Raw genomic sequence first — 23,679 nt, 5'->3', positions numbered from 1 at the left:
ATTTCATTACACGTCGGCTAAACAACCGGCGTGTGATTTTTAAAGTGCACGAAATGCTAAATACCTGATTTTTAAGCGCACATTCCACCAAAAACCCAGCAACACGACATGTTTAATCGGCGTTAATATTCAGCGGGCAACAATTTGGCTGCTTATTAATCCAGGAAAGAGCATGGCACATAATATAAAAGCGCTGGCGATGACGATCGGCGCAGCACTGGCGCTGACTTCATTTGCAACGCATGCAGAAATCACGCTGCTAAAACAAGATCCGCAAGCGGGCGATCCGCTGAGCCGTCTCAATCTGACCGTAGGCGGCAGTATCCGTCCGCAGTTCAACATGATGACCGGCGATGGCGATAAAGGCTCTTACAAACGTAACGGTTTTGATGGCGGTACGCGTTTCCGCTTTGCAACCGACTACTATCTGTTTGATGACATCAGTTGGATCAACTACTACGAGCTGGGCGTCAATATTCCGGCAGTCTTCGACTGGGATAACCACCATGCGGAGGGGGCGAATGACACCTCGCGCCGTATGCTTTACACCGGTCTGAAAAGCAAAACCTGGGGTATTTTGACCTACGGTCAGCAGAACAGCGTTTATTACGACGTGGTTGGTGCGAAAACTGATATCTGGGACTACGACATGATTGGCCAGGCACCAGGTAACGGCATCAACGGCGACTATGACGGCTCATACCGTTCCCGCAATATGCTGAAATACAAAAACAGCGTTGGTGATGCAGATGTCTATGCCTCTTATCTGTTTGATGACAGCGAATATTTACCGGGTAATGGCCTGCGTTATAAGCGTAAAGGCGGCGGCTCGTTGGGTCTGGATTATCATCTGACCACCGACCTGACGCTGGGTGCTGCATGGAACTATACTCGTGCCGAGATGCGTAATCCGAACAATGGTGACAGCAAAACCTGGGACCAGAATATCCTCGGTACTGCGCTGAGCTGGACGCCGGATAACTGGACCTTCTCCGCAGGCGGCGGCTGGTATCAGAACTTTATGACCAGCAAAAAAGTATCGGTGAACGACTACTTTGCGGGCGATGCATGGGGTATTGAGTACTTCGCCGGTTATAAAATCCCGGTAGGGCAGTATGCACTGAAATCTGTTCAGCCTTACGTTATGGGCGATCGCATTGAGACCATGAATGGTCGCAATTATCAGCGTATCGACAACGGTGTGGGCGTGAGCTTCCAGTTGGATTATGGTTTCCGCGTCGATTACGAACACGTATTTACCTCCAGCACCGACGAGCTGGGCGACATGAACTTAGTGCGTCTGCGCTACGACTTCTAACGACCCAGAATTGATGTTTGATACCTCCACTATTAGCAAAGATCTGACTTTGCTAAGCTAAAAAAAGCATAAAGAGAGGCGGGCGTGTTTCGCTTTTCTTTATGCTTCATCGCGTTACCCTGCTAAATCTCCCCATCATTCAGTGACATACTTCACACCAACATGAATTTTTTTCAATTACCGCTGCGCTGTCTTTGTGCCATCTTATTGCGTGATATGAAAATGGAGCGCGCCGCGTGGACGGTGCGCCACACGCAACACACCTCGTTAGGGAGAATGTATGGGACGTCGTCTCGGTTTTCGTGCCGCCTTTGGGGCACTCCTTCTGGCCTGCGGTTTGAGTTCCGCCCTGGCCAACAGCTCACCGCACACCATTGTTTTCGGCGTTGCCCCTGGGCCGTACGGTGACATGGTCAAACAGGCCATAGCGCCGTCATTAAAAGAGAAAGGCTACAAAGTCGTGGTGCGCGAATTCAGCGATTATGTACAGCCGAATATGGCGCTGTCTAACGGCAGCATTGACGCCAACCTGTTCCAGCACTCGCTCTATTTCGATAAATTTACCGCCGATAAAGGGCTGAAGCTGACCAAACTGATCGCCGTGCCGACCGCGGGCATGGGCTTCTACTCCCACAAAATTAAAAGCCTCGATGAGCTGAAAAAAGGCGACATCGTGACGCTCTCCAACGACCCGACCAACCTGGCCCGTGGCCTGCGTTTCCTGGCCTCATTGGATCTCATCACCATCAAAGAGAATATCGATCCGACTAAAGCCTCGGAGCGTGATATTGCCAGCAACCCGAAAGGCCTGGTGTTCAAGCCGCTGGAAGCCGCGCAGCTACCGCGTACGCTGGACAGCGCCACCGCTGCGCTGGTCAACGGTAACTTCGCGATTGCGGCCGGGCTGGATCTCTCTACCGCTATCAAACAGGAACACCTGGACGAGAACCTCAAAAACATCATTGCGGTCCGCAGTGAAGATGCGGACAAACCTTTCGCCAAAGATATCGTTGAGGTGGTGAAATCCCCGGCCTACCGTGCGGTAATTGACTCGCCGGACCACGTCTATGGCGCCTTCCAGAAACCAGACTGGATGACCGCCGCTGATAAGAAGTAAGCGTCGGACTGAGTTAACAGGCAGGCTGCGGCCTGCCTTTTGCCGTTTGAGGGAATCATGATTGAGATAGACAAGGTCTGCGTAGACTTTCCGGCCGTGCGCGGAGCCACGCCGACCCGTGCGGTCGATGATGTTAGCCTGCGCATCGCCGCAGGCGAGATTTTTGGCATTGTCGGTACCAGTGGTGCCGGGAAAAGTACGCTACTGCGCACCCTGAATGCGCTGCAACGCCCGAGTGAAGGCAGCGTGAAAGTGAACGGCGTGGCGATATCGCAAATGGAAGGCGTGACGCTACGCCAGGCGCGCCAGCGCATTGGCATGATCTTCCAGCACTTCAACTTAATGCACACCCGCACCGTGGCACAGAACGTGGCCTTCAGCCTGAAAGCAGCAGGCTGGGAACGGGCGAAAATCGCTCCGCGTGTGGCGGAAATTCTTGCGCTGGTGGGGCTGAGCGACAAAGCCAACCGCTACCCGGTTCAGCTCAGCGGCGGGCAAAAGCAGCGCGTCGGCATCGCCCGCGCTATCGCCAACCACCCGGATATGCTGTTGTGTGATGAGCCGACTTCAGCGCTGGACCTGGAAACCTCCGCCACCATTCTGGAATTGCTCAAGCAGATCAACGTGCAGCTGGGGATCACGATCGTGCTGATCACTCACGAGATGAACGTGATCAAATCCATCTGCGATCGGGTGGCGGTGATGTCCGGCGGCAAAGTGGTGGAGAGCGGCGATGTGTTTGATATCTTTGCGCATCCGCAGCATGCGTTTACCCAACAGCTGGTATCACGCACCCTCAATCTGACCCTGCCGGAGCGGTTGCGCGAGCACCTGCCGGGTCAGCTGTTGAAGATTTTGTTTATCGGCGATTCCGCCGAGCAGCCCGTTCTCTCTGATGCGGCCATCAACTTTGGCGTGGCGGTGAACATTCTGCACGGCAAGATTGAGTACATTGGTGAGCGTGCGCTGGGCATTCTGGTGGTACAACTGACCGCAGAGGATCCGACTGTAGTGACGCAGGCGGTGGACTATATTCGTAACCGGACCGCACAGGTGGAGGTGATCCGTGGATGATTTACTGGCTGACCTGAGCCTCGCCTTTGGCGAAACCTTCCAGATGCTGAGCATCTCCACGGTGCTGGCGATTATCGGTGGCCTGCCGCTGGGCTTTCTGATCTTCGTTACCGACCGAAACCTCTTCTGGCAAAACCGTGCGGTGTACCTCATCAGCTCCGTGCTGGTGAACATTATCCGCTCGGTGCCCTTCGTGATCCTGCTGGTACTGTTACTGCCACTGACCCAGTTCCTGCTCGGTAACACCATCGGCCCGATTGCGGCATCGGTGCCGCTGTCCGTGGCGGCGATTGCGTTTTACGCGCGCCTGGTCGACGGAGCGTTGCGTGAAGTAGACAAAGGGATTATTGAAGCGGCGGAGGCTTTTGGGGCCAGTCCGATGCGTATCATCTGCACGGTACTGCTGCCGGAAGCCAGCGCGGGCCTTCTGCGCGGTTTGACGATTACGCTGGTCAGCCTGATTGGCTACTCGGCGATGGCGGGGATCGTGGGTGGCGGCGGTGTCGGCGATCTCGCGATCCGCTACGGCTATTATCGCTATGAAACGCAGGTGATGATCGTCACCGTTATCGCGCTGATTGTGCTGGTTCAGGTGGTACAGATGCTCGGCGACTGGCTGGCGCAACGTGCGGATAAACGCGACAGGCACTGAGTTGGATATAGCTTAACGCGAGCACGGACAGTTCCGTCAGCCCGAAGGGGCGAGGGAACTGTCCGTGCTCGCATTTATTTGTGGGGATCGCTCAGCCTTTGGGAAAAGGGTGAGCGAGAAGTAAACCTTAAACCAGCTTCGCCTGTGCCCAGGCAATGCCGCTCGCATACTCCGGTGGCAGCAGCGGGACCAGCGCTTCCAGAGTGGCGCTCAGGCGGCCGTTGTCGTCATCATTCAGGTTCAGGTGACCCACCTTACGACCCGGACGCACCTCTTTGTCGTACCAGTGCAGATGCACCAGCGGCAGCTTCAGCCAGTCATAGTTCAGGCAGCTACCAATCAGGTTGATCATCACCGACGGGCTGTTGACCACCGGCTGTGGCAGGGGTAAATCCACCACCGCGCGCAGGTGCAGCTCAAACTGGCTGATGGAGGCGCCGTTCTGCGTCCAGTGGCCGCTGTTGTGGACGCGTGGCGCCAGTTCGTTAATCAGCAGGCCTGCCGGAGTAATAAAGCACTCCATCGCCATCACGCCAACGTAGTTCAGCGCATTCATGATGGCCGTCAGCATGCTTTCGGCTTGCTTCTGCTGCTCTGTATTGGGTTTCGGGAAGACCACGCTGGTGCGCAGAATACCGTCCTGGTGCAGGTTATGGGTCAGTGGATAAAACACCGTCGTGCCGTCGTGCCCACGAGCGCCCACCAGCGAAACTTCGCCAGAGAAGTTAATCCCCTGCTCAACGATACATTCGCCGTAGCAGTCATCCGGTAGCTGATCGGTTTCACCCGCGCGCAGACGCCACTGACCGCGACCGTCATAACCGCCAACGCGGCGTTTCACAATCGCCAGTTCGCCGAGGGTATCGAAGACGGACGACCACTCGCTTTTATCTGCCAGTAGCTGCCAGGGCGCAGTGGCAAGGCCGAGTTTGTCGAAAAGCTGCTTTTGCGTCAGACGGTCCGCAATGATCGGGAAGACGTCACGGTTCACAAACGCCGGATGACGCGCCAGTTCACGCGTTAGCGCGGTTTCCGGCCAGCGTTCAATTTCGGCAGTGATAACGCTTTGGGCAAACGGCACGGCTTCCGGGTCGGCATCCAGCCCGACGGGCCAGACGGCAATGCTCAGCGGCTCGCCCGCCTGGCGCAGCATACGGCCCAGTTGACCGTTACCTAAGATGCAAACCTGTTTCATGCAGCACCCCGTGGGTCTGGATTCTCCAGCACCTCGTCGGTCTGCGTACGGCGGAATTCAGTCAGACGCTGATGCAGTTCGGCGTCATGCTGCGCGAGGATTTGTGCGGCCAGCAGGGCGGCGTTCGCTGCACCCGCTTTGCCAATCGCCAGCGTGCCGACCGGAATACCACGCGGCATCTGAACGATGGAGTAAAGGCTGTCGACACCACTTAAGGCTGCGCTTTGTACCGGTACACCCAGCACTGGCACCAGTGTTTTCGCTGCAATCATGCCCGGCAGATGCGCCGCGCCGCCCGCACCGGCGATGATCACCTGAAAACCGTTCTCTTCCGCGCTTTCGGCGAAGGTGAACAGCTTATCGGGAGTGCGGTGTGCGGAGATGACTTCAACATGGTGCGGGACATTCAGGGTATCGAGGATTTCGGTGGCGAACTGCATGGTCGCCCAATCGCTTTTCGACCCCATGACAATGGCGATACGCGCCGGTTGGTTAGCAGAAGACATGCGTTTAGAAAACTCCTGTGGAGGTGACGACGGACAGCTTTTGAGGGCACAAAGAATAACACGGAAAAACCGCAAGGAAAACGGTTGCGTAGTGATGAATACAGGCTATGGTTGCGAACTTAACAGACGTCTCTCCTGCGCGCGCAGACGCGGGAGAGGCGCTACCTCAGAAGGGGAAGTGGCTGAGTTCGACGTCGTCAGCGGTGACGCGAACCATAGAGCCTTGTGTGTGCCAGGCACCGAGTACGACGCGGATGGCGGGTTTGCCATCAACAAGGAGTTCGTGAACGTCCGGGCGATGGGTATGACCGTGGATCAGACACTGCACATGGTGTTTGCCCATGGTAGCCGCTACCGCATCGGGATTGACGTCCATGATTGCAACTGACTTATGCGTATTGGCCGCTTTGCTGCTGGCGCGCATTTTGGCGGCGATACGCTGGCGAACAAACAGCGGCAGCGCGAGGAACAGCTTTTGTAGCCAGGGTTTGTGCACTTTAGCGCGGAATGCCTGATAGCCTGCATCGTCGGTACAGAGCGTGTCGCCGTGCATGATCAACACTTTGCGACCATAAAGATCAAGCAACTGTTCTTCCGGCAGCAGTTGCATACCGCTTTCACGGGCAAAGCGTTTGCCGAGCAGGAAGTCACGATTTCCGTGAATGAAATAGCAGGGGACACCGCTGTCGACCACGGCTTTGATGGCGGTGGCGATCTCCCGGTGCAGCGGGGTGGGGTCGTCGTCGCCAATCCACGCTTCAAACAGATCGCCCAGAATATAGAGCGCGTCCGCCTTGCGGGCAACGCCGTGTAGAAAATGCAGAAAACCGGCGGTGATCGCCGGTTCTTCTGTTTGCAGATGAAGGTCTGCGATAAAGAGTGTCGCCACGATTACGCGCTAACGGTCACGCTTTCAATCACAACATCTTCTTTAGGAACGTCCTGGTGCATGCCGCTGCGACCGGTCGCAACCGCTTTGATTTTGTCGACCACGTCCATACCTTCAACCACTTCTGCGAAGACGCAGTAGCCCCAACCCTGCAGGCTTTCGCCGGAGAAGTTCAGGAAGTCGTTGTCTGCTACGTTGATGAAGAACTGCGCGGTAGCGGAGTGCGGAGCCTGAGTACGGGCCATTGCCAGCGTACCACGGGTGTTTTTCAAACCGTTGTTGGCTTCGTTTTTGATCTGGTCTTTGGTCTCTTTCTGATTCATGCCCGGCTCAAAGCCACCGCCCTGAATCATAAAACCGTTAATAACACGGTGGAAAATGGTGTTGTTGTAAAAACCTTCGCTGCAGTAGTCCAGGAAGTTTTTAACTGTTTCAGGCGCTTTATCATCAAATGTTTTGATTACGATATCGCCGTGATTAGTGTGGAAAGTAACCATTTTTGCATCCTGTTCCGATAGTGTGGTGCGCAAACCCCATCAGGGGTCAGAGATAGTCGCTTGTTATAGCATAACCGGGAGGTGGGATCACCTTGCAATCGGTGCTGCTTCCGTTACGAATTATGGGTATCATACGGAACAAACTGTTCACACACGTCTACATGGAATCTTCGATGTTAAAAATTTTTAATACACTAACGCGCCAAAAAGAGGAATTCAAACCTATCCATGCCGGGGAAGTCGGCATGTACGTGTGTGGCATTACGGTTTACGATCTCTGTCATATCGGCCATGGCCGTACCTTCGTCGCGTTTGACGTTGTTGCCCGCTATCTGCGTTTTATCGGTTATAAGCTGAAGTACGTGCGCAACATTACCGATATTGACGACAAAATCATCAAACGTGCTAATGAGAACGACGAAAACTTTGTGACCCTGGTCGATCGCATGATTGCTGAAATGCACAAAGATTTTGATGCACTTAACATTCTCCGCCCGGATCTTGAACCGCGCGCAACCCACCACATTCATGAAATTATCGAAATTACCGAGCAACTGATCGCCCGTGGGCATGCGTATGTTGCGGATAACGGTGATGTGATGTTCTCCGTGCCGACGGATCCGAACTACGGTCAACTGTCGCGTCAGGATCTCGATCAACTGCAGGCCGGCGCCCGCGTTGACGTGGTGGATGTAAAACGTAACCCGATGGACTTCGTACTCTGGAAGATGTCCAAAGCCGGAGAGCCAAGCTGGCCGTCGCCGTGGGGTGAAGGTCGTCCGGGCTGGCACATTGAATGTTCCGCCATGAACTGCAAGCAGCTGGGCAACCATTTTGATATTCATGGCGGCGGTTCCGATCTGATGTTCCCGCACCATGAAAACGAAATCGCCCAGTCGACCTGTGCGCATGACGGGGAATACGTCAATTACTGGATGCATTCCGGCATGGTCATGATCGACCGTGAGAAAATGTCCAAATCGCTGGGCAACTTTTTTACCGTGCGCGACGTGCTTAAGTATTACGACGCCGAGACGATTCGTTACTTCCTGATGTCGGGCCACTATCGCAGCCAGTTGAACTACAGCGAAGAGAACCTCAAGCAGGCACGCTCCGCGCTGGAGCGTCTGTACACCGCACTGCGTGGGACTGACACTTCGGTCGCCGCGGCAGGTGGCGAAGCCTTTGAAGCGCGTTTCATTGAAGCGATGGACGACGATTTCAATACGCCGGAAGCCTACTCGGTATTGTTCGATATGGCGCGTGAAGTAAACCGCCTGAAAACCGAAGACGCGCAGGCCGCGAACGCGATGGCCTCTCATCTGCGTAAGCTCTCTGGCGTACTGGGCTTGCTGGAGCAGGAGCCGGATCAGTTCCTGCAAAGCGGTGCGCAGGCGGATGACGGTGAGGTCGCGGAGATTGAAGCGTTGATTCAGCAGCGTCTGGACGCGCGTAAAGCCAAAGACTGGGCGGCGGCAGATGCGGCGCGCGATCGTCTGAACGAGATGGGCATTGTGCTGGAAGACGGGGCACAGGGTACGACCTGGCGTCGTAAGTAGTTTTTTCCCCTCTCCCCTTGCGGCTGAGGAATCCCCACAAAAAAATGCGTGCACGAGCGGTCCCCTCGCCCCACCGGGGAGAGGGTTAGGGTGAGGGGGAAAATGCGGCGCTGAGGGTCATTCCGTTCACCTTATGTTCCTTGCTTTTCTTTCACACCAGAACCCGTGAACGTGCCAGGGTGGTTCACCGCCACCACCCTGGCGACCCGGGCTCCCGGCCAGGAAAATCGCCGCTGGCGCGGTCCACTTAGCGTATTCCTTCAGGCTAATCGGGGACGGGCGAAGGAAACGTCCGTGTAAAGTCGCCCTCGCCGCGCATCCCTGCGCGGCGCCCCGGCCTTACGGATACGCTTCGTCGATTTTCAGCCGGACCCAGTCATCGCGGTGACGATTTTATTCTCATGGCACGATGTTATCGCTGCAAAAAGTAATATTACTGGGGTTCCCTCTCCTCTTGCGAGGAGGGGGCATCCCTCAGCGCCGACGCAACCAGATCATTACAGCCATAAAAATCACTCCCGGCACCCATACCCATAATAGCTCTGACATGATCACCTGATGCCCATAGGGCGTGGTGTACTTTGACAAAGCAAAAGGCGCGACCTTAATCACCTGCCAGGGCGCAAAAAAGCGTTCATCCGACCACGGCCATAGCCAGCCGACCCCTTTACCGCCGGTCGTCACCGAATCCAACAAACTATGTGACAGCAGCGACACCGTCAGAAATGCCCAACAGCGCATCAGGCTTGCCTTAAACCAGCGTCTTCCCAGCCAGAGAACGAGTATTGGCACCACAAAAGCAAAGATCAGCGAGTGGGTAAACCCACGATGGCCGAATACGTTGCCGTAGGCCACCCCGAGTTTAAAGGAGAGCACATCGGCATCGGGCAACATCGCCAGCGCAATGCCCGCCAGCAGTAGGCCGCGGGGGATCGCTTTGCTGCCAAGCCCGAGCCCCAGGCAGAGCGGTACGGCGGCGTGAGTAATAATGGTTGGCATCGTCAGTCCTTGAACAAAAGAGAGCAGTATAAACGAGGCGACGCCATCACCGGTTACCTGTTTTCTGAAAGTCAGCGCAGAGGTAAACATTCATTCTGATGGGGCGTGAACATCGAGCGGGCCAACAAAGCCGATGGCACAGAACAGCCGTTTTTGGTCTATCGGCAATGGCAAAACAAAATGGTCGGGCGGAGGGGAAAAGGGAGTATCAGGCCGACTCCTGGGTAATCAACTGCCCGGAAAGGGTAATGCGCTGAGTCTGTAATTCAGGCTCTTTTAGCTTACGCATCATCAGGCCCGCCGCCTGTCGCCCGGTCTCTTCACTGGCAGAGGAGACGTAGGTAAACGACGGCGAAGTGAGGTTCACATGCAGCATATCTTCAAAACCAATCAGCGCGACCGACTGGCTCAGGAATACGTCCTTCCCCACGGTGCGCCCCACCTGATGAATACCGTTTATTGAACCAATAATCGCATTCGGTGAATGGCAGAGCAGGGCGGTAATGGTGTTGTTCTTTTCCAGCAGATGACGGGTAGCCAGACTCACCGAGTCGGTACTTTCAAAACAGGCGGGGGTGAATTCATCGCGCAACGTCATTCCGTACTGCTTGAGCGCACTATGCATGCCGAGCAAGCGCTGGTGGCGCACCCGATCGTTTTCCATACCGCCAACATAGGCAATATTGCGATGGCCGCGTTCAATCAGATAGCGGGTGGCAAGGCTGGCGGCCTGGCGATTATCACGCATTACCAGATTGCACGGGTCATCCACAACAGACTGCGAGACGACGACCAGCGGCATGGGGCACTGGCGGATTTTTTCCGGCAACTGCGCGGTCGTGGCGTCACTGGCGAGATAAATCACCCCCGCCACACCTTGCTGTTTGAAGGAGAGCAGGCAGCGTTCGAGATGATCGTGCTCATCAAGAGGCTGCCCGAGGAAGACCATGTAGCCCTTACGCTCCAGTTCCTGAACAATGCTCGCCATCACCTTGATGGAAAAGCTGTCGCTGAAATCGCGTAAAATCAGCCCTATGAGGTTAGAGGTATTTGAACGAAGGTTAGCCGCCGCCACGTTATGCACATAGCCCAGCTCGTTGATGGCCGAATGGACGCGTTCGATGGTTGCTTCCGAAATCTTGCCTTTCTGGCGCAACACCAGCGACACGGTTGAGACGGAAACGCCCGCCAGTTTAGCGACATCAATGATGCTGACCTTTTTCAAACCTGCTCCCTGAAAGTACAAAATAATCAGTCAGAAATAGTAAAGCCTCCTGTACGAATACAGGAGACTTATTTACCTTTTGAGCACAAGGTTATTTGCCAAGCGTGGTCGCCATAGACTGAGCGATAAACTGCGCACGCGCGCCGAATATAACCTGTACGCCTTTGTCACCGACGAAGACCACACCTCGTGCGCCGACGCCGTTAAGGCCTTCTTTATCGACATTGTCGCCGTTGAGCACTTCAACACGCAGACGAGTGATACAGGAGCCCACGGTATCAATGTTTTTCGCCCCACCCAACAGGCCAATGATTTCCGTGACCAGCTCTTCGTCGGTCTTATCGCTTGCATCCGCTGAAACTTCAGTACGGCCCGGCGTTTTCACATCGAAACGGCGGATCACGAAGCGGAAGGTGAAGTAGTAGATCAGCGCCATCGGCACGCCAATGAAGACCGCGCTGAGGAAGTTGGTCTCATAACCGTTAAACGACGGCAGGATACCGAAGGAGATATAGTCGATAAGCCCGGCGGAGAAGGATTTAGCGATATGCGCATGCATCAGATACATGCTCATGTAGGCCAGGCCCGCCATGATGGCGTTGAACACATACAGGATCGGCGCCACGAAAATAAAGGTAAACTCGACCGGCTCGGTAATGCCTGTTAAGAAACAGGTTAACGCGGCGGAGAAGAGGATACCTGCGGCGATTTTTTTGTTTTTGGTGTGGGCTTCATGGTACATCGCCAGACAGGCCGCAGGCAGCGCGAACAGCATCAGCGGGAACTCGCCCTGCATGAACTTGCCAGCGTTCTGGTAGGTATTGCTGCTGAAGGTCTTGGTCCCTTCTTCCAGCATTTTGAACCAGATTGTCTGGTCGCCGTGAATCACCTGGCCTGCCTGGGTGGTGTAGTCACCGAAGGAGTACCAGAAGGACGGATACCAGATATGGTGCAGACCGAGTGGGATCAACGCGCGTTCCGTCAGACCAAAGATAAAGGTTGAGGCCGCCTGGTTATCACCGTTGACGATAACCGAGAGCGCATCAATACCAGACTGGATATGTTCCCAGACGTACGGCAGCAGCAGCCCCAAAATAAACGACATGAACGCTGTCGCAATGGCAACAAAACGCTTACCCGAGAAGAAGCCGAGGAATTCCGGCAACTGCATGGTGTGGAAGCGATTGTAGCACCAGGCAGCAAGAATACCGCAGATAAGCCCACCAAAGACGCCCATTTGCAGCGTTGGAATGCCGACGACCATGGCGTATTTGCCGCCCTGCGAGGCCATTTCCGGTGTGATGGACAGCACGGTACCGATGGTGATGTTGGTGATAAACACCGATACGGCAGCCGAAAGGGCAGCGATACCCGATTCAGACGCCAGGCCCACCGCAGAACCGATGGCGAACAGCAGCGGCAGGTTATCGAAGATAACCCCGCCGGCATTCATCATCAGCGGTAAGTGGAACTTATCACCGAACGCCAGTAACAAACCTGCCGCTGGCAGCAGTGAAATTGGCAGCATCAATGCGCGACCAATCATCGACAGCTTTGATAACGATTTAATAAACCCTGATAACAGTCTCATCCTGATTTCCCCCGAGTGCCGACCATTATTCTGCACACATAGTGCGCTATTATTGTGAGTAGAACGTTTTAGTAGAACGTTCTACCTATCGTGAGAGAGGAAACTCTCCGGCGCAACAGAAATAATGATTCCGGGCATAGGAATTTGTGATTATGCGAAGGTGATCAAAAGTCACCATGCAAAGCGAGGGGGAATTTAAGGGGGGTGAGGCCCGATTAACGGGCCTGGGGTAGAGCAAAATCAGGCGGTAACGGTCACGCTTTGTCCTTGAAAGACCACCGTTTGGCCCGCTACGATTTTGCACCGTTTGCGGGTTTCAACGTTACCATCGACCTTCACCAGCCCTTCATCAATGGCGATTTTGGCCTGCGCGCCACTTTCGCTCCAGCCTTCGAGTTTCAGCAGGTCGCACAACTCAACGTGCGGGTGTTTACCCAGGGAAAAGGTTGCCATCTTATGCTTTCTCCACGTCGTGATACTCTTCGCATGCCTGAAGTGTGTTTTGAATCAGCGTTGCCACGGTCATCGGGCCAACGCCTCCCGGAACCGGGGTAATATAAGCTGCGCGCGCAGCGGCCTCTTCGTAGACCACATCGCCGACCACTTTGCCATTTTCCAGACGGTTGATGCCGACATCAATTACGATCGCACCCTCTTTGATCCACTCGCCCGGGATAAAGCCCGGCTTGCCCACGGCAACGACCAGCAGATCGGCGTTTTCCACATGGTGACGCAGATTTTTGGTGAAACGGTGGGTAACGGTGGTGGTGCAACCCGCCAGCAGCAGTTCCATACTCATCGGGCGACCGACAATATTGGATGCGCCAATCACCACGGCGTTCAGGCCGTAAGTGTCGATGTTATAGCGCTCAAGCAGCGTGACGATGCCACGCGGCGTGCACGGACGCAGGCGGGGTGCGCGCTGGCACAGGCGGCCAACGTTGTACGGGTGGAAGCCATCGACGTCTTTGTCTGGCGAGATGCGTTCCAGCACCTTCACATAATCGATGCCCGCAGGCAGCGGTAACTGCACCAGGATGCCATCAATAACGCTATCGGCGTTGAGCTTGTCGATAAGCGTCAGCAGCTCGGCTTCGGTTGTGGTTTCCGGCAGATCGTAGGAGCGGGAGAGGAAGCCTACTTCTTCACACGCTTTACGTTTGCTGCCGACATAAATTTGCGAAGCCGGGTTGCTGCCAACCAGCACAACCGCAAGACCAGGGGCGCGATATCCTGCTGCGACTCGGGCTTTCACCTTATCAGCAACCTCAGAGCGCACCTGCTGCGCAATCGTTTTACCATCAATAATCTTTGCTGCCATCAGAGAGAAGATTCCATCTGTAACTAAAAAGAAAGGGGGATGTGTATATTTTGTCAGAAGTGCGCCGCGCTGTCAGTTACCGTTTCTGTTTCGTGCGAAAAGACGCCGTGAAGAAAGTGCGGTTGAGTGCTCACTTCGCGAGCATACGACTGCAAAGCCATTGACTCGACTGGTGTTGACCGTATAATCCCTGTCCGCAACGCTCCCGAAAGGGAATCAGTGCGCCCTTAGCTCAGCTGGATAGAGCAACGGCCTTCTAAGCCGTAGGTCACAGGTTCGAACCCTGTAGGGCGTACCATTTCAAATCAAGAAGTTATGCTAACTTCAATCCAGCCTGATTTTCTCCTTGTGTCGTATTTGTGTCGGTGGTGCCAAAAATGGCATCTATTTTCCTTGCATGCTCAGTAAGATGATTAGGTGCCAAGTGAGCATAACGGCGCACCATCTCAATGCTTTCCCATCCGCCCATTTCCTGAAGAACCGATAGTGGCACCCCGGATTGTATTAACCAACTTGCCCACGTATGTCTCAGGTCATGAAAACGGAAGTCTTCAATTCCAGCCTTCTTCAGACCGGCATTCCAGGCGTTATTGTCGTCCACACGCATCTTCCTTACCTGAGGGGTTAAAGTCCCATCTGGTCGGTGCTTTGCTTTGGTGTGTACGAAAACCCACTTTGAATGCTTTCCTATCTGATCACGCAGTACCTTGCATGCGGTATCATTCAGAGCGACGCCGATAGCTTTGCCCGCCTTCGCGTTCTCAGGATTTACCCATGCAACCTTTCTCTGCATATCGACCTGCTGCCACTCCAGATCAATTATGTTGGAGCGGCGTAGGCCGGTTGCCAGTGCGAAAATAACCACCGGCTTTATGCTCTCTGGCATGCACTCAATCAGGCGTTCAGCCTCATCCCTGGTTAACCATCTAATTCTCTTGCTTACCGGCTTCCTTGTCTTGATTGCTGGGTGAGACTTTATCCATCCCCAGTCGTTGGCTGCCGCCTTCAGCAGTGAACGCATGAATGAAAGGTGCTGGCTCTTCGTTGCCAGGCTTACCGGTTTGGCTGAATACGGCGGTGGCTCTTTCCCTCTCCTTATTGCCGCATCCCTGCGAGACTCCCACACCTGAATATGCTTGCGGTTAACCATCCTGGATACGGCCTCATGAACCTGTTCAGCCGTTATCGTGGAAACGTCACGCCCGGAGAAATGACGAAGGAAATATTCAATCTTCGTCCTGTCATCATCCAGCGACCGCTTGTGCTCCTTCTCCTTTATCCAGCGTATGCAGCACTCTTCGAATGTTCGCGCCGGAAGTTCCCCGATTTTATCCACTCTCCATGCATCAGACTTCAGCTTGTCGTGCAACTCCTGAGCTTGCTTCTTGTCCCCCGTACCAAGAGACTGTCTAATTCTTTTCCCTGACGGCGTAAAGAAATGACAGTGCCATACTCCGCCCCTGAGGGTGATGGACATAATTTACCTCCTTTATGCTCACCCGCGCTCGCAGCAACAGGATCACGCGGGTTATTCAAATACGCAATACAAGCCGCATCAGTAGTCCGATATTTGTTGCCGACTTTTTTACCTGCAAGCTCACCGGAGTCGATAAGGCGGTAGATGGTTCTGGGAGAGACGATCAGGAGTTCCGCCGCCTGCTGCGCGGTAAGTGGCTTTTCTGAAACCATTGGTTATCTCCGAGCAATAAAAAAACCGCCTCAGTGGGCGGTTAGTGGTGGTGCAATAAAAAAGGCCGCCTTAGCGACCTATTGATTGTATTTCGTTGAGCATCTTCCTCTCCATTGCCGCAATCCTTTGTTGCCTCTTAGCCTCTAAGATGATTGCGGCCTCTATCATAGCTTCCTTTTCAACGCCAAAGAGAATGGCTAGTGCCCGGTAAACCTTCCGCATAACAACCTCCAGTTTCGGTAATTATCAAACTATACCCTAATCCATAAAACAAAACCCGCCGCAGCGAGTTACCAGAGTTTAATTTCACTGAGTGCTGCCACGGTGAGCAGCACGAATATCACCGCTACGAAGGGAGAGGGCATGGTGAGCCCATCATTGCATTACCCTGCATGAATCCGAGCGATGAAGCTTGCCGTCCGTAAGCTACATTCGTGCCAGGCCAATAGAGCTGGATATCGGCGTCAGGGCATACGGCCCACACGCCGCGATAGAGTTTTTCAGCCATCTCTTTGCTGTTTGCACGTATCACGATTGTTTGCTTTTCCACATCACACCCCCTTTCCGTAGCTTCGCAGTTTCTTGTCTCTTTCTTCCCACTCTGCGACATGAGGCTCACATTTTCGGCAGTACAGTGCCGGGCGTGGCGGATAGCAGGAAAGCTGCATGAACGGATGTTTGCGCAGCGCTACGCCCGGATGTTTCCTGCATGTTGGCACTTCCATTTTCCTCTCGTCAGATGTGCAAATCAGGCCGGATATCTTTAATGTTACATCCTGCTTCGGTGCTGCCGGATACGCACTTCCTTCCTGACCTGGTTCATTGCTTCCACTGCAAGCGTTTCGGTGGTTATTGGCCTTCGGGCAGCGCTTATTGCCGCAGTCAGGGCAGACTACAAAGCGCATGTCGCCCATGGTTACCTGGCGGCAGGTGTGGCACCAACAGCCATTGCTTGCCGGTTGCTTGATTTCTCCGCCTACAGCCGCAGCCGTAATGACCTGGTTGCTTGATTGGTGGTTGAGCATGGCGGAAATACGAACACGCAAAACTTCTTCGCCAGGCAATGGGCCGGCTTTAAGAAATTCACGAGCTTCTGAAAAATCTTCCTCAGGAAGACAATTTAAAGCTGTCCTGAGGAAACAAATTGCCTGCATGCGATGCCCATCGAACTGTAACGCCAAGTCTCGCCACTTTATTTCCGTTTTTCCTTCCTCCGGCACCGCTGCCGGGATTGATGGCGCGGGGTGGGTGTAAATGGGTTGTACGCTGAACCCGCGCTTCAGCCATTCCATTTTTACAGTGTCGTCCCATTGGCAAACTCCATGAATCGCGCCTGAATCGTAGTAGGCGATATACGCCACCGGCTCTTGATCATGCGCCGCCAGGAGTGCGGTGGCCATCGCTTCGATTTCATCGTGAGACGGCGGCAGCGTCATGGCGCGGTGGAAGTTAGCGATATGCGCCAGGCGCTCTTTGCTCGGTAATTGTGTTGTCATAGCCCTCGCTCCTCTCTTGTTTGTGCGCCAATGGCGGCTGATATTCCATCTGGAGTTAATGTTACGCGGTAATGCAGCGCATCGAATTTTCGGCATTCCCGGTTACGCCAATACACAAGCCCTTCTCGAAAAAGCACTGGCAACGATGGGCAATTAACACGATGCGAACCTTTATCCTGTATGCCTTTCTCCATATCACCACGCATGAAGTAGCTGGTGCCGTAATGAATGCGGCGAAGGGTATACACTTGCGCATCGGTTAGCCTGATTCGTCTGACATCTTCACTCCCCTCCCACGGTCAGGGTGATGCCAGCGGCGTCAGCTAATACCTTAAACGCCTCTCGCCATGAATCTTCGCACTGCGCGATCGTCATAGTTCCAGTTGTCGCCGGGAGTTTGCTATTCGCCCATTTACCAAACCCAAAAGGTTGTCCGTCTTCATCTTCCGGCAAGTTAACGGTGAGCGCCCTGGCCTCCAGTTCGGCGATACTTTTCGCCTGCTCAGCAATCAGCGCCTTATCCGCTTCCTTCTCTGACAATAGCGCCTGTATTTTCTGAGCCTGCATTTCAATGACATTCACCGGGCATAATCCGGTGATAACCGAATACTCCCTTGGACTTCCCCGCAACGAGTGCGCTTGTTTCTCCACGTTTGCATACAGCGCTTTGAGTGCCTGAATCTTTTCGTTGGTCATGCTGCATCCTCTCTCATGCAAATAACACCGCAGTCGAAGCTCTTCATTTTTCGTCCGACCGCATCTGGGGACAACTCATCCAGAAATATGCGCTCACCTTTAACGCGAACAAGCCTCACGCCCAGGCGTCTTGATTGCTCGGCACGCGCTGCAAAAATCGCCGGGAAGTGCGTCCTGACCAGGTTCCAGTAGGTTGGGGATGTTGATTTGACGCATCCTATGCAGTTGGCGTTTGGGAAACCCAGGCTGTAGATATATGGAGCAGCGATTCCTGCTGCAGACAGAACATCGAAGCAGTCCTGCTTCGAATATCCTGCATCTGCCAGAACTGAAATCATGAGAGGGTCTTTTTCGGTTCGACCTGCGTTGAAGTTTTCAATTCGCCACTGCTCTTCCTCTGTTAATCCGATAACGAGATATTCGCACCGGTTATATTTTTCCCACAAAAGGCGAGCCTTCCTTTTCAGGGTATCCGTGCACGGAGCTCCATGAACGCCAGACATATATCGCTGATGGTCCCAGACCTCTACAGCGCTGGCCGACGGGAACAGCGGGTGAGTAACTGACTCAACTGTCACCCCAAGCCACTTTTCAACATCGTGCAGGAATCTGACGTTATCAGGGTGTTCCTCGGCTATCGGGTTGTTCAGCACGCGAATATCGTGAGTCTGGCTGTATTTCTCGATAGTCAGTTTTGCGGCCACGGCGCTGGCGGCACCACAAGAGAACCAGACGGCAATTACGGGCCTGCTCATGACTGCGCTCCTTTGCTCTCGCGAAGCTGGCGGCGCACGTATGCAGCGTAGTTTTCGGCGCGTTCTGCGGTGAGGTTGTAACTGCTCTTCATGTTGCAGGAGCAAACATCCTCATTGGCCCAACCACGGTATGTTGCAGCCATTTCGTCCAACACATCTGCTTTCGCTTCTTCTCGCAGGGAATCGAGGATGGCGGATGTGGCGGGGGTTTTGATGTTTACCAGGCGATTCATTACTATCTGCACCTTTTGCGTTGAGCCAAAGAAAAAATCATCATCCATGAAGGTGATATCCAAAATGACTTCTTCCAACTCAGTCATCTCCGCCACCACTGCGTCGCGCTGCTCAGTCAGCTGGCGCACCTGCTCGGATTGTGCTTTCCATCCTTCCCACATTGCAGCCATCATCATGAACCAGACATTTCCACATCCTTCTTTCTTGTTGTCGAAAAACCAGTTCACGAAATCGATACTCATGTCATTTTCTTTTGCTAATTGTTCGCGCTGGTTCATCTCTGCATCTCCTTTAATCGTGCAGTGAGGTAGGGATTGTTAGCGAGTCGATGCTCGTTATCGAATGAGTTGCGTTTGAGTAATTCAGAGCGTGGAGGGTAGGGCTTGATGCGACAGCGGATGATGAGGTCGCCGGGCGTAATGTCCGGATCATAGGTGCCGTTTCTCATGATGTTTTCTCTCTAAATTCGGCGCAGACTTATCCCTTCACGCTTTGCCATCTGGCGAAGAGATTCGTAAGAGCGGTTAATTTGGCGAGCGATTAATTTGGTGTGGATGGTTCCTGCGAGGCGCTTAACTTTGGTGATTTCTGATGGTGTCCATGGCCTTCCCTGGCTTAACTGATTTGAGCGCACCGCATAAATTTCTTTATGCTTGTACTTCACCATTCAGTTCCTTTTTCCTGATTCCATAAACACTGTCGAGCTTCGATTTAAGGTCGGAATCACCACCGATGGCGCTGGATGCTCGCGAATATGCCGCTTCAAGTTTCGGCAGGTCCATCGTCAGTGCGTTTTCTGAGAACCACAAAAGTACTGATTCTGGCGTTTGCGCAGCCTTTACGACGAGCTTTCTGACGCGATGCTCCTGGCGCTTACCGCGAGACACTGAAAGCATCATTGAAAAGTCGGCTTCAACATCGCTCATCGCAAAAATCTTAATACCGCCAACCGCTACACCACCGAATCTCACGGATGGGTCTCCAGTGATTGTCAGCGACCGCCCGACCCATGAATGACCATCTGCACCCCAGCCGCCAATCAGCACGCGACGCATGGATTTAGAAGGCTTGTATGGGCGGCCTTCATAGCCTTCCAGGTCGATAAACACCGGCTGTTCTGAATTCCCGGCGCGAACTGCTTTGATGACTGCCGTTATGGGCTGGCTTTGAACATCCTCAAAATTGAGCTGGTCTGACTTGGGAATAATTGTGCGTGAAAGGTCCATCAGAGAATTACCTCATCGTCATATTCATCATCCAGCAAATATGCCGGAACGTTAATTTCATTGGATGGCAGGACAATGCCTTCGTATTTCAAGGATTCATCTTCCATGCATTCTTTTATTTTCCAGAGGGCGGCAAACATTTGTTCGCGTCCCAGTTTTAATGATTCCTCGCCGATGTAATACATGCAGTTGCGATATGGAGCGGTATTTTCGATGGCGAAAAATGCAAACTGATTGCGCTCAATGCCAGTGGCGAGCTTGAGAACATAAAGATAGAAGGCCGCCTGTATGTGGTAGCGGTAATGACCAAAGGCGTTACTGAAACCGCGCTCTGTTGCATCCCTGCAACTCTTCACATCCAGCGGGTAGGGTGTTGTTTCTGACAACCGGTCAAATCGACACTTGAGGTCTAATCCTGTTTCAGGGCAGGTCACAAACATAGAAACCTCTGATTCCCCTTTCGTGTTCATATAATCCATGAAGTCTTCATTCATCCGTGACGACTCAAACATTCGGTTTACTGTCTCCACCTCGCTACCGACCAGGATATATTCAGGATTGGTCCAGGCCGCAGCGGTTTTGTATTCTTTCAGGCTTCTGGACGCCACGTCCGGCATCAACAGATAGTCTCTTTCGAATAAACCTGGCTCCAGTAGGGCTGAGTGAATTGCACTTCCCAGGTGAGCCGACCTACTGCCTTTGAATGGGTTAAAATACAGGTTTGCAGGGCTGACGCTTACCGCCTTGACCGATGTCGATCCGATTGCGTTATCGGCGTGGTATTCCTCATTGGGCATGCCGTAGTAGATGCCTGGTTTCATGCTTCATCCTCAATATCAATCTGGTGCTGCGCGATGACTTCTGCCACAAGATGAAGAAATGCCGCGGCGCGCTCCTGGAAGAATGTGTCATCATCAAATGCGCGAGAAATTGCTTGTTTGCTTGCACCCCGGCGCTGTAACTCAGACAGGCAAACGCCCTCAAGAAGGTGCTGCTTTAGTCCCTTCTCCAAATCCTCTGCCAGCTCATTTACCCGCGCCGCCTTCCCAACCTGCATCTGGTAATTAACCCAGCTTTGTTCTTCAATCCGGTCCTGTACGTGATAGGCGTTCATGATTACTCCTTCTGAGGCTCAGGTAATTTGACTGGTACGCCGAGGTCTTTCATCAGGCGAGCGAATTGCTCATCGGTCATATCGCGGCAACTCATTTCACACCCCGGCGATACCACGGCATGCTCACTGCTGCCTTCATCTGCTCGTTTGCAGCAATCCACATCTCAGCATTTCCGAGATAGCGGGCGATGACGGCCTTAACCTGAGCCGCCCGAAGTGCGTGATGGTTTATTTGCATAACAACCTCCATTGTTGAGCTGCGGCTTTAATCAGCCGGCGAACACGGCGCTGTAGTTCTGATTCAGGCGGGTAATAAGCGGACATGACGCCGCTACCCGCGAGCCTTAAGTGCATCATGGGGTAGGTTCCTTTGGTTGTGTGATTGCATAACTAAGCCGCCTCGGTGAAGCGACTGAGGTATGAAAAAACCCGCCGGAGCGGGTTAGTCGTCTTGCTCGCCTAGCAACTGGCTTAATTCCTCTGGCGTCGGTTTTTTCCAGTTAAGGATTTGACCGGTCTCGATATCGATATCAAGCTCCAGATAATCTCCATAGTGCTGTCCTGGAAAGCAGTCAGGAACATACTCATCCTCAATGCTTCGAACAGTATTCCCTGTCTCATCGAGAACATCTGCCGTAAACCTGTCGCACACCTTGATGCAGGTTTTTATGCGTTTAACATTTACCTCTTTTTTGAAGCTGACTTGTACTTCCATCCCCTTACCTCTGTTTGTATCGTGAGCCAATAAAAAGGCCGCCATTAGGCAGCCTCGAATCCCGTAACTTCTACCCGGCATATCGGGTACTTGTAGAGCTTGTTCTCATGAATGATGCGTTGTGCATCCTCCATCGTTTCAGCGTCATCGCAGAACTTAATGTTCTCTTCGCCGTCATCGAATTTTCCCGCCAGAATTGTGTAGACCATTTCCTCACCTCAAATTAACGAGCCGTTACCTGTTTAGATTTACGATGTCCCGCCGCAAATAACGCTATCTCCGGCAGGCATTGCCCTGACTCACCTGCTACGTAGTCACGAGGGAAATCAAGCGAAGTGGCTCGGTCTACCCTTGTGCTTTTCCGTGATTCTTGCTGTAACGCGTCCTGAGAAGCTTCAGCGCGTCGTTTAGCCATCAGCTCACCACGTTTCAGATAACGCCGTGTAACGCTGTTGTGTGCGATAAAAGTGGTCATACATCCTCCAGTGGTTGCTTTGGTGGTGTGCTGGGCTATTGCTTTTCTGCGCTCAAAGCAGCTTGGCGAGTCTTGCTTGCTTCCGTCTTGGTTAAGCGCACTCGCAGCGCTACTCAGGTGGCTTAGCTCGCATCTCATATGGCTCACCCAGCCACACCCCAAAGCAACTTCCTTTGGTCTCCCACAAGGGCGGGAGAAGTAACCCCATCAATGTTAAAGAAGCAGCCTGACATCATGTCTGGCGCGGCTGACTTCCGGTTGCCGCATCGATGTTTCGTTTCGATGGGATTAGTTTAATAAACGATAAACTTCCGCGTCAAGTAAATACTAAACAAAAAGGTAAACAAATCACTAAACATTTGAAGTGTCTAGTAATTTATATATTGAATGGGGGTTATCTAAAGAGGAAATTGATGGCGGACCCTACGAGTCCTATGGCTGTTCCAGTGATTATGGTGGCTTGAATGGCTCCGATGATGGTTGGCCAGCGCATCATGCGATGATAGTCATTAATTTGCTGGCTCCCCATGCCCATTTCTTTCATGCTGTTTACTGCCTGATGGGTTCTTTGCCCCAAAAAGAAAATGGCCACAAGAAACGCTAGCCCATAAGAAATCATGAATACATATTTATATTCCATGTAATTCAATGCTCCTTTAAGGAAGATTGGCTATTTTTGCGTCCACTACAACGCCAACGATCCGGCAATTTCCGTTTATCTCTGTCATAGGGTATTGCGGATTAAGTGGCTTCAAAAACCTACGTCCTGAGTCGATTACTAATTTCTTAAACGTTACTTCGTTTTCGCTATCAATCTTAGCCACGACGAGCTTTCCATTGCGAGGCTCCACATCTGGATCAACAAGAATGACAGTGCCCTCAGGGATGCTAAGCCCTGCTATGGCGGTCATGGAGTCGCCCTTAACATCAAGCCAGAAAGCCCTAGATGAGCAATCAACTGTAGTCTCAAGCCATCGCTCTATTTCTTGGTATTGGTAAGGCTCCACTGCTTCTGTCCATTGTCCCGCGCTAACCCAACTTATGACAGGGAATGCACCTTTAGGGTGATGAGGTGCAAACCCGGATACGTTACCTGGGGTTTCGCTGATTGGCTCTGAAAGGAATCCTGGCGACATGCCATACTCCTTCTCCAGCCTGGCTGCCCCCTTTTCTCCAAGAGAGCTTTTCCCGGTGATGATCTGGGATATGTAGCTCTTGTCTTTCGCTGGTAGCGTCCTCGTTGAGAACCACTCCTGCAAGCGCTGCCGCCGCGTGTCTTTGATATTCATTTCTTCATGATGATTAGCAATAACTAAATAAGCAAATACTTGACGA

The 23,679-nt window shown here is 53.1% G+C and carries 32 protein-coding genes and 1 tRNA gene; 6 read left to right on the top strand and 27 right to left on the bottom strand.

What is annotated here, in order from left to right; genetic code table 11:
- The first annotated feature begins 172 nt into the window (after positions 1-172).
- From ACUY4Q_RS18400 to ACUY4Q_RS18385, 4 genes are all read left to right on the top strand, one after another.
- Positions 173-1,318: a porin gene (locus ACUY4Q_RS18400; RefSeq protein WP_458044151.1), complete on the top strand. Its 1,146-nt coding sequence runs from the start codon at positions 173-175 to the stop codon at positions 1,316-1,318.
- A 280-nt stretch (positions 1,319-1,598) separates the two neighbouring features.
- The gene (locus ACUY4Q_RS18395) at positions 1,599-2,435 is read left to right on the top strand and encodes a MetQ/NlpA family ABC transporter substrate-binding protein (RefSeq protein ID WP_458044150.1); all 837 of its coding nucleotides are present in this window, start codon (positions 1,599-1,601) and stop codon (positions 2,433-2,435) included.
- A gap of 57 nt (positions 2,436-2,492) precedes the next feature.
- Complete coding sequence (sfbB, locus tag ACUY4Q_RS18390) at positions 2,493-3,509, top strand: virulence-associated ABC transporter ATP-binding protein SfbB (protein ID WP_458044149.1); 1,017 nt, start codon at positions 2,493-2,495, stop codon at positions 3,507-3,509.
- Positions 3,502-4,161, top strand: coding sequence for a methionine ABC transporter permease (locus ACUY4Q_RS18385; protein WP_458044148.1), 660 nt, complete (start codon positions 3,502-3,504; stop codon positions 4,159-4,161). The genes sfbB and ACUY4Q_RS18385 overlap by 8 nt, the downstream gene beginning before the upstream one ends.
- A gap of 127 nt (positions 4,162-4,288) precedes the next feature.
- On the opposite strand, the gene purK is transcribed toward ACUY4Q_RS18385, so the two are convergent.
- From purK to ppiB, 4 genes are all read right to left on the bottom strand, one after another.
- On the bottom strand, positions 4,289-5,356 hold the full coding sequence (gene purK / locus ACUY4Q_RS18380) for a 5-(carboxyamino)imidazole ribonucleotide synthase (protein WP_458044147.1): 1,068 nt from the start codon (positions 5,354-5,356) through the stop codon (positions 4,289-4,291).
- Positions 5,353-5,862, bottom strand: a complete 510-nt coding sequence (gene purE, locus ACUY4Q_RS18375) for a 5-(carboxyamino)imidazole ribonucleotide mutase (RefSeq protein ID WP_458044146.1) — start codon at positions 5,860-5,862, stop codon at positions 5,353-5,355. The genes purK and purE overlap by 4 nt, the downstream gene beginning before the upstream one ends.
- Before the next feature lie 166 nt (positions 5,863-6,028).
- Positions 6,029-6,751, bottom strand: a complete 723-nt coding sequence (lpxH, locus tag ACUY4Q_RS18370; protein WP_458044145.1) for a UDP-2,3-diacylglucosamine diphosphatase — start codon at positions 6,749-6,751, stop codon at positions 6,029-6,031.
- A 2-nt stretch (positions 6,752-6,753) separates the two neighbouring features.
- The gene (gene ppiB, locus ACUY4Q_RS18365; RefSeq protein ID WP_458044144.1) at positions 6,754-7,248 is read right to left on the bottom strand and encodes a peptidylprolyl isomerase B; all 495 of its coding nucleotides are present in this window, start codon (positions 7,246-7,248) and stop codon (positions 6,754-6,756) included.
- 173 nt (positions 7,249-7,421) lie between these two features.
- On the opposite strand from ppiB, the gene cysS reads away from it, so the two are divergent.
- Complete coding sequence (gene cysS, locus ACUY4Q_RS18360; RefSeq protein ID WP_458044143.1) at positions 7,422-8,807, top strand: cysteine--tRNA ligase; 1,386 nt, start codon at positions 7,422-7,424, stop codon at positions 8,805-8,807.
- Positions 8,808-9,281: 474 nt separating this feature from the next.
- Here the strand turns inward: cysS and ACUY4Q_RS18355 are convergent, their stop codons facing one another.
- From ACUY4Q_RS18355 to folD, 5 genes are all read right to left on the bottom strand, one after another.
- Positions 9,282-9,806 (bottom strand): metal-dependent hydrolase, encoded by a 525-nt coding sequence (locus ACUY4Q_RS18355; RefSeq protein ID WP_458044142.1) that lies wholly within the window; start codon positions 9,804-9,806, stop codon positions 9,282-9,284.
- A gap of 208 nt (positions 9,807-10,014) precedes the next feature.
- Entirely contained in the window at positions 10,015-11,031 is a 1,017-nt protein-coding gene (malI, locus tag ACUY4Q_RS18350; RefSeq protein WP_458044141.1) for a Mal regulon transcriptional regulator MalI, read from the bottom strand.
- Positions 11,032-11,122: 91 nt separating this feature from the next.
- Positions 11,123-12,622: a PTS transporter subunit EIIC gene (locus tag ACUY4Q_RS18345; RefSeq protein ID WP_458044140.1), complete on the bottom strand. Its 1,500-nt coding sequence runs from the start codon at positions 12,620-12,622 to the stop codon at positions 11,123-11,125.
- A gap of 240 nt (positions 12,623-12,862) precedes the next feature.
- A complete protein-coding gene (ybcJ, locus tag ACUY4Q_RS18340) occupies positions 12,863-13,075 on the bottom strand; it encodes a ribosome-associated protein YbcJ (protein ID WP_458044139.1) in 213 nt (70 codons plus the stop codon).
- Position 13,076: 1 nt separating this feature from the next.
- Complete coding sequence (gene folD, locus ACUY4Q_RS18335) at positions 13,077-13,943, bottom strand: bifunctional methylenetetrahydrofolate dehydrogenase/methenyltetrahydrofolate cyclohydrolase FolD (RefSeq protein ID WP_458044138.1); 867 nt, start codon at positions 13,941-13,943, stop codon at positions 13,077-13,079.
- A gap of 221 nt (positions 13,944-14,164) precedes the next feature.
- On the opposite strand from folD, the gene ACUY4Q_RS18330 reads away from it, so the two are divergent.
- Positions 14,165-14,241, top strand: a tRNA-Arg gene (locus ACUY4Q_RS18330).
- 15 nt (positions 14,242-14,256) lie between these two features.
- Here ACUY4Q_RS18330 and ACUY4Q_RS18325 read toward each other — a convergent pair.
- From ACUY4Q_RS18325 to ACUY4Q_RS18240, 18 genes are all read right to left on the bottom strand, one after another.
- Positions 14,257-15,414: a tyrosine-type recombinase/integrase gene (locus ACUY4Q_RS18325; protein ID WP_458047384.1), complete on the bottom strand. Its 1,158-nt coding sequence runs from the start codon at positions 15,412-15,414 to the stop codon at positions 14,257-14,259.
- Positions 15,297-15,632, bottom strand: coding sequence for a helix-turn-helix domain-containing protein (locus ACUY4Q_RS18320; RefSeq protein ID WP_458044137.1), 336 nt, complete (start codon positions 15,630-15,632; stop codon positions 15,297-15,299). Before ACUY4Q_RS18320 ends, ACUY4Q_RS18325 begins: the two co-directional genes overlap by 118 nt.
- 552 nt (positions 15,633-16,184) lie before the next feature.
- Positions 16,185-17,129: a hypothetical protein gene (locus ACUY4Q_RS18315; RefSeq protein ID WP_458044136.1), complete on the bottom strand. Its 945-nt coding sequence runs from the start codon at positions 17,127-17,129 to the stop codon at positions 16,185-16,187.
- Positions 17,130-17,411: 282 nt separating this feature from the next.
- Complete coding sequence (locus ACUY4Q_RS18310) at positions 17,412-17,825, bottom strand: hypothetical protein (protein WP_458044135.1); 414 nt, start codon at positions 17,823-17,825, stop codon at positions 17,412-17,414.
- On the bottom strand, positions 17,822-18,580 hold the full coding sequence (locus tag ACUY4Q_RS18305) for a hypothetical protein (RefSeq protein ID WP_458044134.1): 759 nt from the start codon (positions 18,578-18,580) through the stop codon (positions 17,822-17,824). Before ACUY4Q_RS18305 ends, ACUY4Q_RS18310 begins: the two co-directional genes overlap by 4 nt.
- The gene (locus tag ACUY4Q_RS18300) at positions 18,577-19,092 is read right to left on the bottom strand and encodes a hypothetical protein (protein ID WP_458044133.1); all 516 of its coding nucleotides are present in this window, start codon (positions 19,090-19,092) and stop codon (positions 18,577-18,579) included. The genes ACUY4Q_RS18305 and ACUY4Q_RS18300 overlap by 4 nt, the downstream gene beginning before the upstream one ends.
- Positions 19,089-19,262 carry a DUF2737 family protein gene (locus ACUY4Q_RS18295; RefSeq protein WP_458044132.1) on the bottom strand — a complete coding sequence of 58 codons (174 nt, stop codon included), beginning with the start codon at positions 19,260-19,262 and terminating at the stop codon, positions 19,089-19,091. The genes ACUY4Q_RS18300 and ACUY4Q_RS18295 overlap by 4 nt, the downstream gene beginning before the upstream one ends.
- Positions 19,263-19,274: 12 nt before the next feature.
- On the bottom strand, positions 19,275-19,481 hold the full coding sequence (locus tag ACUY4Q_RS18290) for a hypothetical protein (RefSeq protein ID WP_458044131.1): 207 nt from the start codon (positions 19,479-19,481) through the stop codon (positions 19,275-19,277).
- Positions 19,462-20,040 (bottom strand): hypothetical protein, encoded by a 579-nt coding sequence (locus ACUY4Q_RS18285; RefSeq protein ID WP_458044130.1) that lies wholly within the window; start codon positions 20,038-20,040, stop codon positions 19,462-19,464. Before ACUY4Q_RS18285 ends, ACUY4Q_RS18290 begins: the two co-directional genes overlap by 20 nt.
- Positions 20,040-20,861 (bottom strand): PD-(D/E)XK nuclease-like domain-containing protein, encoded by an 822-nt coding sequence (locus tag ACUY4Q_RS18280; protein ID WP_458044129.1) that lies wholly within the window; start codon positions 20,859-20,861, stop codon positions 20,040-20,042. The genes ACUY4Q_RS18285 and ACUY4Q_RS18280 overlap by 1 nt, the downstream gene beginning before the upstream one ends.
- Positions 20,858-21,154 carry a host-nuclease inhibitor Gam family protein gene (locus tag ACUY4Q_RS18275; protein WP_458044128.1) on the bottom strand — a complete coding sequence of 99 codons (297 nt, stop codon included), beginning with the start codon at positions 21,152-21,154 and terminating at the stop codon, positions 20,858-20,860. The genes ACUY4Q_RS18280 and ACUY4Q_RS18275 overlap by 4 nt, the downstream gene beginning before the upstream one ends.
- Positions 21,155-21,245: 91 nt before the next feature.
- Positions 21,246-21,392 (bottom strand): host cell division inhibitory peptide Kil, encoded by a 147-nt coding sequence (gene kil, locus ACUY4Q_RS18270; RefSeq protein WP_458044127.1) that lies wholly within the window; start codon positions 21,390-21,392, stop codon positions 21,246-21,248.
- Positions 21,383-21,511 carry a protease FtsH-inhibitory lysogeny factor CIII gene (locus ACUY4Q_RS18265; RefSeq protein WP_458044126.1) on the bottom strand — a complete coding sequence of 43 codons (129 nt, stop codon included), beginning with the start codon at positions 21,509-21,511 and terminating at the stop codon, positions 21,383-21,385. Before ACUY4Q_RS18265 ends, kil begins: the two co-directional genes overlap by 10 nt.
- A gap of 85 nt (positions 21,512-21,596) precedes the next feature.
- A complete protein-coding gene (locus tag ACUY4Q_RS18260) occupies positions 21,597-21,869 on the bottom strand; it encodes a hypothetical protein (protein WP_286583339.1) in 273 nt (90 codons plus the stop codon).
- A gap of 44 nt (positions 21,870-21,913) precedes the next feature.
- Positions 21,914-22,078, bottom strand: coding sequence for a hypothetical protein (locus ACUY4Q_RS18255; RefSeq protein WP_458044125.1), 165 nt, complete (start codon positions 22,076-22,078; stop codon positions 21,914-21,916).
- A 14-nt stretch (positions 22,079-22,092) separates the two neighbouring features.
- The gene (locus tag ACUY4Q_RS18250) at positions 22,093-22,344 is read right to left on the bottom strand and encodes a transcriptional antitermination N peptide (RefSeq protein ID WP_458044124.1); all 252 of its coding nucleotides are present in this window, start codon (positions 22,342-22,344) and stop codon (positions 22,093-22,095) included.
- A gap of 394 nt (positions 22,345-22,738) precedes the next feature.
- Complete coding sequence (locus ACUY4Q_RS18245) at positions 22,739-22,984, bottom strand: hypothetical protein (protein WP_458044123.1); 246 nt, start codon at positions 22,982-22,984, stop codon at positions 22,739-22,741.
- Between the two features lie 16 nt (positions 22,985-23,000).
- Positions 23,001-23,633, bottom strand: coding sequence for a LexA family protein (locus ACUY4Q_RS18240; RefSeq protein ID WP_458044122.1), 633 nt, complete (start codon positions 23,631-23,633; stop codon positions 23,001-23,003).
- Positions 23,634-23,679 lie beyond the last annotated feature (46 nt).

This window comes from Phytobacter cepae (genome assembly GCF_054165735.1).
This window is presented reverse-complemented; position numbering and strand designations above follow the sequence as displayed.